This is a genomic window from Mycobacterium sp. E2462 (genome assembly GCF_001672685.1).
GTDB lineage: Bacteria > Actinomycetota > Actinomycetes > Mycobacteriales > Mycobacteriaceae > Mycobacterium.
The window spans coordinates 1-13033 of sequence record NZ_LZKC01000418.1; the positions used below are offsets into that span (position 1 = coordinate 1).

A 13033-nucleotide genomic window follows, 5' to 3' on the forward strand; every position below is an offset into this window, starting at 1 on the left:
CCTCTTCGGAGCGTCCGGGCCAGGCCAGCTGGCTGACGACCCGCACCCGCCGGTCGACGAACTCGTCGACGAAGGATCCCACCATCGCCATGAACCGGCTGGGGTTGCGGCCGGCCTCGGTGATGTCGGCCATGCGCAAGGCGTCGGGCATGTCCCCGCCGGGGCACAGCACGCCGCGCAGCGACGCCAGCTGCTCGGTGGGCACCGCGACCAGCACCGCCTCGTCACCGGTGAGGCCCTGGTCGATGAAGCGGGCCGCCAGCTCCAGATTCTCTTGCTCGGAGCGGTAGATCAGCGCGGAATGCACGAACCCGAGTCCCTGGGTTGGGGTGCTTGTGGTCACTCCAGCGCTCTCGCTCTCCGTCGCACCTACCGGCTCACTGCTGGACCGGACCGCCTGACATTTCTTGTCTCAGTACCCACGGCGGGCTCCGGCTATGCCGCGGCTTTGGTCACACCTCGGTCAACGCCGCCTTCTACAGCCACCAGGAGGCGGCGGCGTCCAGGTGGCGGCGCACCCGGTAGCGCGCCAAACTGTCGTCGCCGCCCTCGACGGCCTCCACGATGCGCTGGTGGGCGTGGTCCACGGCCGAGATATCGGCCCACGTCGGCGCCGCCTGCCCGGTGGTGGACCAGTGGCGGCGGAACAGCTCGACGATGATGCGCAGGAACAGGTCCAGCAGGGCGTTCCCGGCCAGCTGCGCCAACCCGACGTGGAACCGGAACTCCTCGGTGGCGGCGGTGCGCACGTCGGCGGGCGGTCCGGCGTCGTGCGGCTCGGGCCCGGAGCGGTGGGCGGCCCGGCACGACGCCAGGAACGCGGTCACGTCGGCGTCGCCACGCCGTTTGACGACCTTGGCGACGTTGTCGATTTCGATGGCGTCCCTGACGCACCGCAGGTCCTCCCGGCTGGGATCGCGGTATTGCAGGTAGAGCGCGATCGTGTCGATGCTGGCCTGCGCCGCGGGTTCGGCGATCACCAGGCCACCGCCGGGCCCCCGACGCATGCGCGCGATCGAGTGATATTCCAGCAGCCGCACCGCTTCGCGCAGCACCGCCCGGCTCACCCGGTAACGCTCCAGCAAGGCGGTCTCGGTCCCGAAGACGGCACCTACCTGCCAGCCGCCGGCGGCGATGTCGTCGCCGATGGTGACCGCCAGCGTCTCGGCCAGCTTGCCGCGGGGCGCTTCGGCGTCGAGGCGCCGCGGACGCCGTGCCGTGCGGCCCGCCTCCGCCTGGTGGTGCCGCAACCACGCGGTCACCGCCTCGACGTGCCGTTCGCTGAGCGTCTTGGCGCGCGCCGGGTCACCGGCGGTGACGGCGGCGACGATCTCGGAGTGATGCGCGTGCAGGTGTCCGACGGCCTCGGTGGCCTCGGCCGCCGAGCCGGCCCGCGACTGCAGGGCATAGCGCTTGGTGAGGCGCATCAGCACGTCGATGAACAGTTGCAGCACAGGGTTTTTCGACTGTTCGGCCAGCGCGATGTGGAACTCGTCGCGCGGCGCCGGCATCCCGGGTCGCCACTGCTGTTCGGCGTGCAGCACCGCCCGTAGGCGCGCGATGCCCGCCTCGTCGATCCGCTCGGCCGCGAGGGCGGCCGCCAGGGGTTCGAGGACCAGCCGCGCGTTGCGGAGGTCGACCAGCGACGTGCCCAGATACTCGAGATAGATGACGACGGCGCGCGTGGCGGGGCCGGCATCGGGTTCGCAGATGAGCAGTCCGCCGCCCGGGCCGCGGCGCATCCGGGCGACTTGGTGGTGCTCGACGAGGCGCACGGCTTCGCGCAGCACCGACCGGCTGACCCCGAAGCGCTGTTGCAGCGTCTGTTCGGATCCCAGCGATTCGCCGACGGTCCACCCGCGGCGCACGATGTCCGCCTCGATGTCGCGGGCGATCTTCGACGCGAGCTTGGTCGGCCGGCCGGAGGTCGGCTCTGCTGTTTCACCGGGCCTCGGGTGTGGCTGACTCACGTTGGCACGCAAGGTCAGCAGGTCAGCAGCAGGCAACCGGCGACCGGGCCGCCGCCCACCGAGACGACGCCGACCTCGGGGCGGCGCTGGACCTGCCGCTCCCCCGCGTCGCCACGCAGTTGCAGGCAGCCCTCGTGCAGCGCCCAGTACCCGTGCATGCGCCCCGCCGAGAGTTGGCCGCCGTAGGTGTTCAGCGGCAGCGCGCCGTCGCGCGCGATGCGCGCGCCACCCTGCACGTACGGGCCCGCTTCGCCGTCGCCGCAGATTCCGAGCGCCTCCAGCCAGGCGAGGGTGAGGTAGGTGAAGCCGTCGTAGAGCTGGGCGACCTCGAGGTCCCCGGCCGTCAGGTCGGTGCGCGACCACATCTGAGCCGCCGCGTCGGACATGGCCATCTTGGGGTAGTCGTCGCGGTGAAACCAGCCGCCGGCGCCGTCGGATCCACCGATCGCCTCGACCCGGACCGCACGGTGTGGGCAGTCACCGCCGTACTCCGCGTGCGACACGACCACGGCCACCGACCCGTCGATCGGCACGTCGCAGTCGAGCAGGCTCAACGGCGAGGACACCGGCCGCGCGCCCAGGTAATCCGCCATCGACATCGGGTCGCGGTACACCGCCCGGGAATTCAGCGCCGCGTTACGCCGGCCGTTGAGCGCCACCCAGCCCAGCTGTTCCTTTGTCGTGCCGTACAGCTCCATGTGGCGGCGGCAATTCAGCGCCAGCCAGTTCGCAGCCGAATATGCCTGCGCGGCAACCAGATCGTTGACGTCGTCCATCGGGCCGACGGCGGGTCGCCGGCCGGGCTCGGCGGCCTCGAACATCCGCGCCAGCGGCGGCGGCGGCGCATCCTGCTGCGGCTTGACCGGCACCGTGCCGCCGAGCATCTGAATCGTCCGGTACACCACCACGTGGTGGGCGCGGCGCTCGGCGACCGCACGGCACGCCGACATCACCGGGCTCAGCAGGCCACCGGTGCCGAAGCCGGATCCGCAATCGGGGGCCTCGATGCGCAGTTGCGCGTTGACGTCTTCGGCCGGGGTGTCACCCAGGGTCGCGATGCCGTCGATGTCGGGGGCCGTCAGCCCGGCGTCCTCGATGGCGGCCCGGACCGCCTCCATGGTCAGCTCCAGCCCCGGGATGCCGGTGCGCCGGCCGATCCGCGAGATGCCGATGCCGGACACGATCGCGTCCTTTTCGAAAAGCGTCACGCCCACCGCCCCGTCAGCCACCTCGCGTCGAACCAATTGAGTGTACTGTATTCGTCGTGCCGGACCAGCCGCTGCTGATCGACTACTGCGATGCCTGCGCGCGCTGGACGCACCCGTCGACCGGCCAGTGCCGCTCCTGCGGCGGGCCGCTGTCCGCGCGCCCGGTCTCGGGACGCGGCACCGTGTTCACCTACACGGTGAACCATCACCCCTACAACCCCGAGATTCCCGTCCCCTACGTGATCGCCATCGTCGAGCTGGTCGAGCAGCCCGGGCTGCGCGTGGCCGCGAACATCGTTGACTGCGAACCGGATTCGGTGCGATGCGGGATGCCCGTCGGGATGCTGGGGGAGCGGGGCGGGGGCGGCGCCCCGCAGTTCGCCCCGGCCTGACTGTTCCCCTAGTTGATCAGCGGATCGCGCGGCATGCCCAGGATCCGCTCGGCGATCTGGTTGCGGGTCACCTCCGAGGTGCCACCGGCGATGGACATGCCGCGGGCGCCCATGATCATGCGCCCCGCCAGCGCGCCGGGCCCGTCGGCCAGTGCGACGTCGGGGCCCAGCAAGGCCGCCGAGATCGCGGCCCCGTCCACCATGTGCTCGGCCAGCTTGAGTTTGGTGACGTTGCCCTCCGGGCCCGGGCCCGCGCCCTCGACGCTGCGGGCGGCGCGGCGAAGATTGAGCAGGCGCAACGCGTGGTCGTCGGCGAGAAAGTTGCCCACGCGAACGTTGGCTCCCGCCAACTGATTTGGGCGTTGCCGAACCAGGTCGATCAGCGCGTCACCCAGGCCTTCGTAGAACGAGCCGCTGCCGCCGATGCTGACGCGCTCGTTGCCGAGCGTGGCCCGCGCGACGGTCCACCCGGTGTTCGGCTCGCCGACGACGTCTTCGTCGGGGACGAACAGGTCGTTGAAGAACACCTCGTTGAAGTCGGAGCCACCGGTGATCTGCCGCAACGGCCGGACCTCGACCTCGGGCGCCTTCATGTCGACGATCACCGTGGTGATGCCGGCATGCTTGCGGGCATCGGGATCCGTGCGCACGGTGGCCAGGCCCCGCGCGCAGTAATGCGCCCCACTGGTCCACACCTTCTGCCCGTTGATCTTCCAGCCGCCGTCAACACGGGTGGCGCGGGTTTTGATGCCCGCGGCGTCCGATCCGGCGTCGGGCTCGGAGAACAGCTGGCACCAGATCTCGTCTTTACGCAGCGCCTTCTCCACGAAGCGCTCGATCTGCCAAGGGGTTCCGTGCTGAATCAGGGTGAGGATGACCCAGCCGGTGATCCCGTAGTCGGGCCGCTTGATGCCGGCCGCGCGGAACTCCTCTTCGATCACCAGCTGCTCGACCGCGTCGGCGGCGCGCCCCCACGGCTTGGGCCAGTGCGGCATCCCATAGCCGGTCTCGATCAGCTTGTCCCGCTGCGCCTGCTTGTCCAGGGCCGCGATCTGGGCGGCGTCGGCGTGGATCCGCGTCCGCAGCTCCTCGGCCTCGGGCGGCAGGTCCAGGCTGTTGTCCCGGACGGCACCCGACGCGGTGCGCTCGAACACGTCGGCGGCGGGCGCGTCACCCCCGAACAGTGCCGAGGTCACCAGCGCCCGGCGCAGGTGCAGGTGCGCGTCGTGCTCCCAGGTGAAGCCGATGCCCCCGTGGACCTGGATGTTCAGCTCGGCGTTGCGCGCGTAGGCGGGGAAGGTCAGCGCCGCGGCCACCGCGGCGGCCAGCTGGAACTGTTGCTCGTCTTCCCCTGCCGCCCGCGAGGCGTCCCAGACGGCGGCGGTCGCGGACTCCGCGGCCACCAGCATGTTGGCGCAATGATGCTTGACCGCTTGGAAAGTCGCGATGGTGCGGCCGAACTGCTGGCGCACCTTGGCGTACTCGACGGCGGCGTCGACGCAGTCGGACGCCCCGCCCACCGCCTCGGCCGCCAACAGGGTGCGCGCCCGCGCCAGCGCCGAGGCGCGCGCATCCGTCAGGACGTCGTCGGGACCGACGGCGACGTTCTCCAGGCGGACCCGCCCGGATCGGCGGGTCGGGTCCAGGTTCTCCGGCACGTCGATGACAACCCCGGCACGGTCGCGCTCCAGCACTATCACGTCCTCACCGGCGGCGAGGAGCAACAGCTCGGCCAGGCCGGCGCCCAGCACGATGCCGGCGTCACCGTTGACCACGCCGTCGGCCACGTCCAGGTGGCCGCCGAGGCCGACGCCCGCGGTGCCGGTGCCGTCGAGCAAGCCGGGCAGTAGTCGCGACTTTTGTTCGGCGGAGCCGTTTTTGGCGATGACCGCGGAGGCGATGACGGTGGGCACGAAAGGCCCGGGCGCGACCGCGCGACCGAGCTCTTCGACCACGACCACGAGCTCGGGCAGGCCGAAGCCCGAACCGCCGTGTTCTTCGTCGATGTGCAAGCCCAGCCACCCGAGCTCGACGAGGTTCTGCCAGAACGCAGGACGCGTCTCGTCGTTGGCGTCGAGCAGGCTCCGCGACGCCCACCGGGCCTTCTGCGAAGTGAGAAACGATCGGGCGACGCCGGCGAGTTCGCGATGGTCGTCGGTCAGTGCGATGCCCATGAGGACCCCTCCCGGCCCGCCGCGCGGTCCGCAAACGTCGGTGAATGTGACCGCCAGCCCCGCTCCGAGGGGGAGCGGGGCGGCTGGGTAAAGAGTGTACTTAATACCGCGGGCGGGCGACCGCGGGGGCGCTACTTGGGCGCGAACCGCTGTCCGGCGTCCAGCCGCAGGCACTGGCCGTTGAGCATCGGGTTGTCCACGATCGCGGCGGCCAGCTTGGCGTACTCCTCGGGCCGGCCGAGGCGCTTCGGGAAGGCCGCATCCTTGGTGAGCTGCGTGGCGAACTCGTCGGGGATGCCCTGGGTCAACCCCGTCGCGAACAAGCTGGGCGCGATGGCCAGCACCCGGATGCCCACCGACCCCAGGTCGCGGGCCATGGTCAGGCACATGCCCGCCACGCCGGCCTTCGCGGCGGTGTAGGCGACCTGACCGATCTGCCCCTCGAACGCCGCGATGGACGCGGTGTTGATGATGACGCCGCGCTCTTCGTCCTCGGGCTCGTTGTCGGCCATGTGCGCGGCCGCCAGCCGGCTGATGTTGAAGGTGGCGATGAGGTTGAGATCGACCACCGACCGGAAGGATTCCAGGTCGTGCGGGCCCGACTTGGACAACGTCCGCTTGGCGATGCCGCCGCCCGCGGTGGTCACGATGACGTGCAGGCCGCCCAGCTGCTCGACCGCGGTCCGCAGCGTCTCCTCGGTTCCGGCGAAGTCGGTGACGTCGACGGCGTGGAACACGCCACCGAGGCCGTCCGCGACGGTCTTGCCGTCGGAGCCTTCGCGATCGAGCACCGCGACCTGGGCACCGCGCGCGGCGAACAGCTCGGCGGTCGCGCGGCCCATCCCCGACGCCCCGCCGATCACGACGGCCTTCTTCCCGTTGATCTCCATCCGGACCTCCCTTTCTCGGGCTTGTCAGATTCCCAGCGATTTGTAACGTTACGTGGGAACGCTAGCGCGTCCGCCCCGGGACCTTGTCGGCGCGCCGTGCCAAGCTGGCAACCATGCTCCTCGGCGATGTGGCGACGACGTCACGAGACGTCGGGGGCACGTCGTCGCGGCTCGCCAAGGTCACCCACATCGCCGGCCTGCTGCGGCGGGCCGCGGCCGAGCCCGACACCGTCGCCGTCGTCGTGTCCTGGCTCTCCGGTGAGCTGCGGCAGCGGCAGATCGGGGTCGGGTGGGCGTCGCTGCGCTCTCGGCCCCCCGCCGCGCCGGAACCCACGTTGACCGTGGCCGGCGTCGACGAAGCATTCACGGCGATCGGGGCCGTCTCCGGCAAGGGGTCGCAGGCGCGTCGCGCCGAGTTGCTCAGCGCGCTGTTCGCCGCCGCGACCGAACCCGAGCAGACGTTCCTGGTGCGCCTGCTCGGCGGCGAGCTGCGCCAGGGCGCACTGGTCGGCATCATGGCCGACGCCGTGGCCGAGGCCGCCGGCATTCCCGCCGTCGCGGTGCAACGCGCCGCGATGCTGGGCGGGAACCTGCCGGCCGTGGCGGCCGCCGCGCTGTGCGGCCCGGGGGCCGGTACGGCCGCCGCCCTGGACGCGTTCACCCTGCGGGTCGGACGCCCGGTCGGGCCCATGCTGGCGCAGACGGCCACCAGCGTCGCCGACGCGATCGAACGCCACGGCGGCGCAACGATATTCGAGGCGAAGCTGGACGGGGCGCGCGTCCAGATTCACCGCGCGGGTGACCAGGTCACCGTCTACACCCGAAGCCTCGACGACGTCACGGCGCGACTGCCCGAGGTGGTCGAGGCCACGCTGGCCCTGCCGGTCGACCACCTGGTCGCCGACGGCGAGGCCATCGCGTTGCGGCCGGACCATCGACCGCACCGATTCCAGGTCACCGCCTCTCGCTTCGGCCGGTCGGTTAACGTGGCTGAAGCCGTTGCCGCACAACCCCTTTCCGTCTTCTTCTTCGACATTCTGCATCGCGACGGCGAGGATCTGCTCGATGCGCCGACCAGCGAACGGCTGGCGGCCCTCGACGCGCTGGTGCCGCCGGCGAACCGCGTGGACCGGCTCCTCACGGGCGATCCGGCCCGGGCGGCCGGCTTCCTGGACGCGACGCTGGCCGCGGGCCACGAGGGCGTGCTCGCCAAGTCCCCGGCGGCTCCGTACCAGGCGGGGCGCCGCGGCGCCGGGTGGCTCAAGGTCAAGCCGGTGCACACCCTGGATTTGGTGGTGCTCGCCGTCGAGTGGGGGTCGGGGCGTCGGCGCGGCAAGCTGTCCAACATTCACCTGGGAGCGCGGGATTCGGCCTCCGGCGAATACATCATGGTCGGCAAGACGTTCAAGGGAATGACCGACGCCATGCTGGACTGGCAGACGGCCCGGTTTACCGAACTCGCCGTGGGCGGCCTCGACGGTTACGTCGTGGCGCTGCGCCCGGAACAGGTCGTGGAGGTGGCGCTCGATGGCGTGCAGAAATCGACGCGATACCCGGGTGGGCTGGCGCTGCGATTCGCCCGGGTCTTGCGCTACCGGGACGACAAGGGCCCCGCGGAGGCGGACACCCTCGACGCCGTGCGCGCGCTGTACTGATTCACCGGCGCGACCGTCCGCCGATCGTCGTAGGGTTTGACCGTGACTGTGCACGACGACAAAGACGTCAGCTACATCAGCACCCACGAAGACCTGCCGCCCGTCGCGATTGTCGACCGCTCCCCCATCACCACGGCGCACAAGGTCGTCTTCGCCGCGATCGCCGTGGTCGGCGCGGCCGCCTGGGCGGTCATCGCGTTCCTCCGCGGCGAGACGGTCAACGCCGTGTGGATCGTCGTCGCGGCGATCTGCAGCTACATCATCGGTTTCCGGTTCTACGCCCGGTTGATCGAGCTGAAGGTGGTCCGCCCGCGTGACGACCACGCGACGCCGGCCGAGATCCTCGACGACGGCATCGATTACGTGCCGACCGACCGGCGGGTGCTGTTCGGGCATCACTTCGCCGCGATCGCGGGGGCCGGCCCACTGGTGGGCCCGGTGCTGGCCGCGCAGATGGGCTACCTGCCGTGCAGCATCTGGATCATCGTCGGCGCCGTCTTCGCCGGGGCCGTGCAGGACTACCTCGTGCTGTGGATCTCCACCCGGCGCCGCGGGCGCTCCCTGGGCCAGATGGCGCGCGACGAACTCGGCGCTGCCGGCGGCGCCGCGGCGCTGGTCGGAGCGTTCGTCATCATGGTCATCATCATCGCGGTGCTGGCGCTGGTGGTGGTGCGGGGCCTGGCCCAAAGCCCGTGGGGCGTCTTCTCCATCGCGATGACGATCCCGATCGCCCTGTTCATGGGGTGCTACCTGCGTTTCGTCCGGCCGGGCCGGGTGGCCGAGGTGTCGATCATCGGCTTCGTGCTGCTGATGACGGCCGTGGCCGCCGGCGCCTGGGTGGGCCAAACCTCCTGGGGCGGTTCATGGTTGAACCTGTCCGCGGTGACGGTGTCGTGGCTCATCGTCGGCTACGGTTTCGTCGCGTCGGTGCTGCCGGTGTGGTTGCTGCTGGCGCCGCGCGACTACCTGTCCACGTTCATGAAGGTCGGCGCCATCGCCCTGCTGGCCGTCGGCATCTGCATCGCCCACCCGGTCATCCAGGCCCCGGCCGTCTCCCGGTTCGCCGGCGCCGGCAACGGCCCGGTGTTCGCCGGTTCGCTGTTCCCGTTCCTTTTCATCACCATCGCCTGCGGTGCCCTGTCGGGTTTCCACGCCCTGATCTCCTCGGGGACCACACCGAAGCTGCTGGAGAAGGAAAGCCAGATGCGGTTCATCGGCTACGGCGGCATGCTCACCGAATCCTTCGTCGCCATCATGGCGCTGATCAGCGCGACCATCCTCGACCAGCACGTGTACTTCGCGCTCAACGCCCCGGCCGCGCAGACCGGCGGCACCGCGGCCAGCGCCGCGCACTACGTCAACGGGCTCGGCCTGTCGGGGGCACCGGCAACCGCCGACCAGCTCAACCAGGCGGCGGCCAGCGTCGGCGAGAAGTCGATCGTGTCGCGCACCGGCGGGGCGCCCACCCTGGCGGTCGGCATGTCCGAGGTGTTGCACCGGGTGTTCGGCGGCGCCGGTCTGCAGGCCTTCTGGTACCACTTCGCGATCATGTTCGAGGCGCTGTTCATCCTCACCGCGGTGGACGCCGGCACCCGGGTTGCCCGGTTCATGCTCTCCGACGCGCTGGGCAATCTCGGCGGTCCGCTGGGCAAGCTGCGCAACCCGAGTTGGCGCCCGGGAGTGTGGCTGTGCAGCGTGGTGGTGGCCGCGGCCTGGGGCAGCATCCTGCTGATGGGCGTCACCGATCCCCTGGGCGGGATCAACACGCTGTTCCCGCTGTTCGGCATCGCCAACCAGTTGCTGGCGGCCATCGCCCTGACCGTGGTCACCGTGGTGGTGATCAAGCGGGGCCTGCTCGCGTGGGCGTGGGTGCCGGGAGTCCCCTTGGTGTGGGACCTCGCCGTCACGCTGAGCGCCTCGTGGCAGAAGATCTTCTCCGCCGACCCGGCGGTGGGGTACTGGTCGCAGCACGCCCAGTACGCGGCGGCCAAGGCCGCGGGCAAGACGGCGTTCGGTTCGGCCAAGAACGCCCGCCAGCTCGACGACGTCGTGCGCAACACCTTCATCCAGGGCACCCTGTCGATCCTGTTCGCGCTGGTGGTCGTCATCGTGGTGGCCGTGGCAATCGTGGTCGCGCTCAGGGCGATTCGCGGGGATGGCCGGCCTCCGCTGAGTGAGGACGAGCCGGTGCCGTCGCGGCGTTTCGCGCCGGCCGGCCTGATCGCGACCGCGGCCGAGCGACAGGTGCAGCGGCAGTGGGACGCGCCGGTGAAAAAGGTCGTGTCCCAGCCCGCGGCCGGGTCCTAGAATTGCGCGATGAGAGTCGGTATCGACTTCGGCACCACCCACACCGTCGTCGCGTCCGTCGACCGAGGCAACTATCCCGTCGTCTCCTTTGACGGCGTCGACGCGTGGCCGTCGCTGGTCGCCGCGAACGCCGCCGGGGAGTTGCGCTACGGCGCGGACGCCGCCGCGGTGCGCCACCAGCCCGGGTGGGCGGTGCTGCGGTCGTTCAAGCGCCTCCTCAATGAGGCGGGCCCGCAGACGGAGGTGGAGCTGGCCGGCCGCGGCTACCGGCTGGCCGAGCTGTTCACCGGTTTCCTGACCCAACTGCGCACCGAGTTGCACCGGCGCTCCAACGCGATCCTCGCCCCGGGCGAGGAGATCGAGGCCGCGATCAGCGTGCCGGCCAACGCCTCCAGCGCGCAGCGCCTCCTGACGCTGGACGCCTTCGTGGACGCGGGGTTTCACGTCGCCGCGCTGCTCAACGAGCCCTCCGCGGCCAGCCTCGAGTACGCCCACCGGTACCGCTCGACCATTACCGCCAAACGGGAGTACGTCCTGATCTACGACCTCGGTGGCGGCACGTTCGACGCCTCGCTGCTGAAGATGAGCGGTCACGCGAACGAGGTCGTCGTCAGCGAGGGCATCCAGCGCCTGGGCGGTGACGACTTCGACGAGGCGATCGCCGACCTCGTCGCGGACCGCGCGCCGCTGCGCGGCCTGGACCCCGCCGGGCGGGAACTGCTGCGGGAGGAGTGCGCCGCGCGCAAGGAGGCGGTCGGGCCGCAGACCCGCCGGTTTCTGGTCGACCTCACCGGGATCGACGGCGCGGACCGACCGCCGTTCGCCTGCCCGATCGACGACGTCTACGACGTCTGCGCGCCGCTGGTGGACAAGACGACCGCGTTGCTCGAACGGGTGCTGCGGGATCCGGCCCGCGGCGGCGCCGACGTGGCGTGGTCGGAGGTCGCGGGCATCTACGTGGTGGGCGGGGCCGGGAGCTTCCCGCTGATCGCGCGGATGCTGCGCACCACGTTCGGGGAGAAGCGCGTCAAGCGCTCGCCGCACCCCTTCGCCGCGACGGCGATCGGCCTGGCCGTCTTCCTCGACAAGGAGGCCGGGTTCGCCCTGTCGGAGAGCTTCTCCCGCAACTTCGGTGTGTTCCGGGAGGCGGAGGCCGGCGCCGGCGTCGTCTTCGACCCGATCGTCTGCAAAGACGTGTCCCTGCCGGCCGACGGCCGCACCCCGCTGGTGGTCAAACGCAATTACCGCGCGGCGCACAACATCGGGCACTTCCGGTTCGTGGAGTGCAGCCGCCTGGTCAACGGCCGGCCCGACGGCGACGTCACGCCGTACGACCCGGTCCTGTTCCCCTTCGATCCGGCCCTGTTCGACCGCGAGGACCTCGGGCGCCAGCCGGTCGGTCGCTGGAAGGACGGCCCCGACGTCGAGGAGCGTTACGTCATCGCGCCCGGCGGTGCGGTCGAGGTGACCCTGACGACGCAGCCGGCCGGTTTCAAGCGCACCTTCCGCCTGGAGCGGTACGCGTCGGCCGGCTGACGGCGACAGCGACAATAGAAGGCATGGACCTCTACGACGTCATGCGGACGACGTTCGCGGCTCGCGAATTCACCGAAGATCCCCTGCCCGACGCCGTGCTGGCGCGGATCTTCGACAACGCGCGCTTCGCGCCCAGCGGCGGCAACCGGCAGGGCGCGCACATCACGGTGTTGCGCGACAAGCAGGTCCAACGCCAGCTGGCCGAACTCGGCGCCGACGCCGCCCGCCGCTACTTCGCGCAGGTGCAGGCGGGCGAGAACCCGTGGAATCCGGTCAACCCCCCGCAGGTGCCCCAACACGTCATCGACGAGACGGAGGTCCCGGATACGTTCATCGCGCCGATCGCGAACGCGCCTGTGGTGCTGGTGTTTTCGGTGGACCTCGGGGTGGTGGCCGCCGTCGACCAGGACCTTGACCGGGTCGGGCTCGTCGGCGGCGCGTCGGTGTACCCGTTGATCTGGAACGTCCTGTTGGGCGCGCGCAACGAGGGCTTCGGCGGGACCATCACGACGATGGCGGTGGCGGCCGAGGGCCGGGTCCGTGAGCTGTTGGGCATCCCGGACCGGCACGCGGTGGTGGCCGTCGTGCCGCTAGGCAAGCCGGTGCGCCAGCTGACCAAACTGCGCCGTCGTCCCGTGGCCGAGTTCGTCACCCGAGACCGTTTCGACGGTCCGGCCTTCACCCGGTGAGCCGGCCCGACGACCCTCAGCCGCGCAGCTGCGGCAGCACGTCGCGCAGGTGCGCAAGTATCTCGACGCCGACATCGACGAGGTCTATGTGCAGCAGGTCGGCCCGGACAAGGAAGGGTTCTTCGCGATCTACGAGCGCGACGTGCTGCCGCAGCTGCGCGGCTGAGGGTCGTCGGGCCGGCTCACCGGGTGAAGGCCGGACCGTCGAAACG

Annotated in this window: 10 protein-coding genes and 1 pseudogene; 6 read left to right on the forward strand and 5 right to left on the reverse strand. The window is 70.9% G+C overall.

Translation table 11 applies throughout. From position 1 onward, the window contains the following. From A5714_RS21615 to A5714_RS21625, 3 genes are all read right to left on the reverse strand, one after another. Nucleotides 1-343 (reverse strand): MEDS domain-containing protein (locus A5714_RS21615; RefSeq protein ID WP_197513863.1); only part of this gene is annotated, 343 nt, incomplete at its 3' end. 133 nt (nucleotides 344-476) lie between these two features. Beyond that, nucleotides 477-1970 carry a FadR/GntR family transcriptional regulator gene (locus A5714_RS21620; RefSeq protein WP_068288720.1) on the reverse strand — a complete coding sequence of 498 codons (1494 nt, stop codon included), beginning with the start codon at nucleotides 1968-1970 and terminating at the stop codon, nucleotides 477-479. A gap of 14 nt (nucleotides 1971-1984) precedes the next feature. Beyond that, nucleotides 1985-3178 carry a thiolase family protein gene (locus A5714_RS21625; protein WP_068288722.1) on the reverse strand — a complete coding sequence of 398 codons (1194 nt, stop codon included), beginning with the start codon at nucleotides 3176-3178 and terminating at the stop codon, nucleotides 1985-1987. Between the two features lie 56 nt (nucleotides 3179-3234). Here A5714_RS21625 and A5714_RS21630 point away from each other — a divergent pair, with 56 nt between their 5' ends. After that, nucleotides 3235-3570: a Zn-ribbon domain-containing OB-fold protein gene (locus A5714_RS21630; RefSeq protein WP_068288708.1), complete on the forward strand. Its 336-nt coding sequence runs from the start codon at nucleotides 3235-3237 to the stop codon at nucleotides 3568-3570. A gap of 8 nt (nucleotides 3571-3578) precedes the next feature. Here A5714_RS21630 and A5714_RS21635 read toward each other — a convergent pair whose 3' ends face one another. Beyond that, complete coding sequence (locus tag A5714_RS21635) at nucleotides 3579-5744, reverse strand: acyl-CoA dehydrogenase (protein WP_068288711.1); 2166 nt, start codon at nucleotides 5742-5744, stop codon at nucleotides 3579-3581. A gap of 131 nt (nucleotides 5745-5875) precedes the next feature. After that, on the reverse strand, nucleotides 5876-6634 hold the full coding sequence (locus A5714_RS21640) for an SDR family NAD(P)-dependent oxidoreductase (protein WP_068069342.1): 759 nt from the start codon (nucleotides 6632-6634) through the stop codon (nucleotides 5876-5878). 113 nt (nucleotides 6635-6747) lie between these two features. Here A5714_RS21640 and A5714_RS21645 point away from each other — a divergent pair, with 113 nt between their 5' ends. The 5 genes and pseudogenes from A5714_RS21645 to A5714_RS27690 all read left to right on the forward strand — a co-directional run. Continuing rightward, complete coding sequence (locus A5714_RS21645) at nucleotides 6748-8289, forward strand: ATP-dependent DNA ligase (RefSeq protein ID WP_068288713.1); 1542 nt, start codon at nucleotides 6748-6750, stop codon at nucleotides 8287-8289. 36 nt (nucleotides 8290-8325) lie between these two features. Continuing rightward, entirely contained in the window at nucleotides 8326-10596 is a 2271-nt protein-coding gene (locus A5714_RS21650) for a carbon starvation CstA family protein (protein ID WP_068288716.1), read from the forward strand. Between the two features lie 9 nt (nucleotides 10597-10605). Next, entirely contained in the window at nucleotides 10606-12132 is a 1527-nt protein-coding gene (locus A5714_RS21655; RefSeq protein WP_068069335.1) for an Hsp70 family protein, read from the forward strand. A gap of 23 nt (nucleotides 12133-12155) precedes the next feature. Further along, nucleotides 12156-12821 carry a nitroreductase family protein gene (locus A5714_RS21660; RefSeq protein WP_068288718.1) on the forward strand — a complete coding sequence of 222 codons (666 nt, stop codon included), beginning with the start codon at nucleotides 12156-12158 and terminating at the stop codon, nucleotides 12819-12821. A 34-nt stretch (nucleotides 12822-12855) separates the two neighbouring features. Next, nucleotides 12856-12987, forward strand: a pseudogene (locus A5714_RS27690) (LLM class F420-dependent oxidoreductase); the annotation flags it as partial. Nucleotides 12988-13033: the final 46 nt, after the last annotated feature.

What these genes read in the sequence shown, in the direction of transcription:
- A5714_RS21635 (WP_068288711.1), bottom strand. Translation starts at nt 5,744, where the DNA reads ATGGGCATCGCACTGACCGACGACCATCGCGAACTCGCCGGCGTCGCC.
- A5714_RS21640 (WP_068069342.1), bottom strand. Translation starts at nt 6,634, where the DNA reads ATGGAGATCAACGGGAAGAAGGCCGTCGTGATCGGCGGGGCGTCGGGG.
- A5714_RS21645 (WP_068288713.1), top strand. Translation starts at nt 6,748, where the DNA reads ATGCTCCTCGGCGATGTGGCGACGACGTCACGAGACGTCGGGGGCACG.
- A5714_RS21655 (WP_068069335.1), top strand. Translation starts at nt 10,606, where the DNA reads ATGAGAGTCGGTATCGACTTCGGCACCACCCACACCGTCGTCGCGTCC.
- A5714_RS21660 (WP_068288718.1), top strand. Translation starts at nt 12,156, where the DNA reads ATGGACCTCTACGACGTCATGCGGACGACGTTCGCGGCTCGCGAATTC.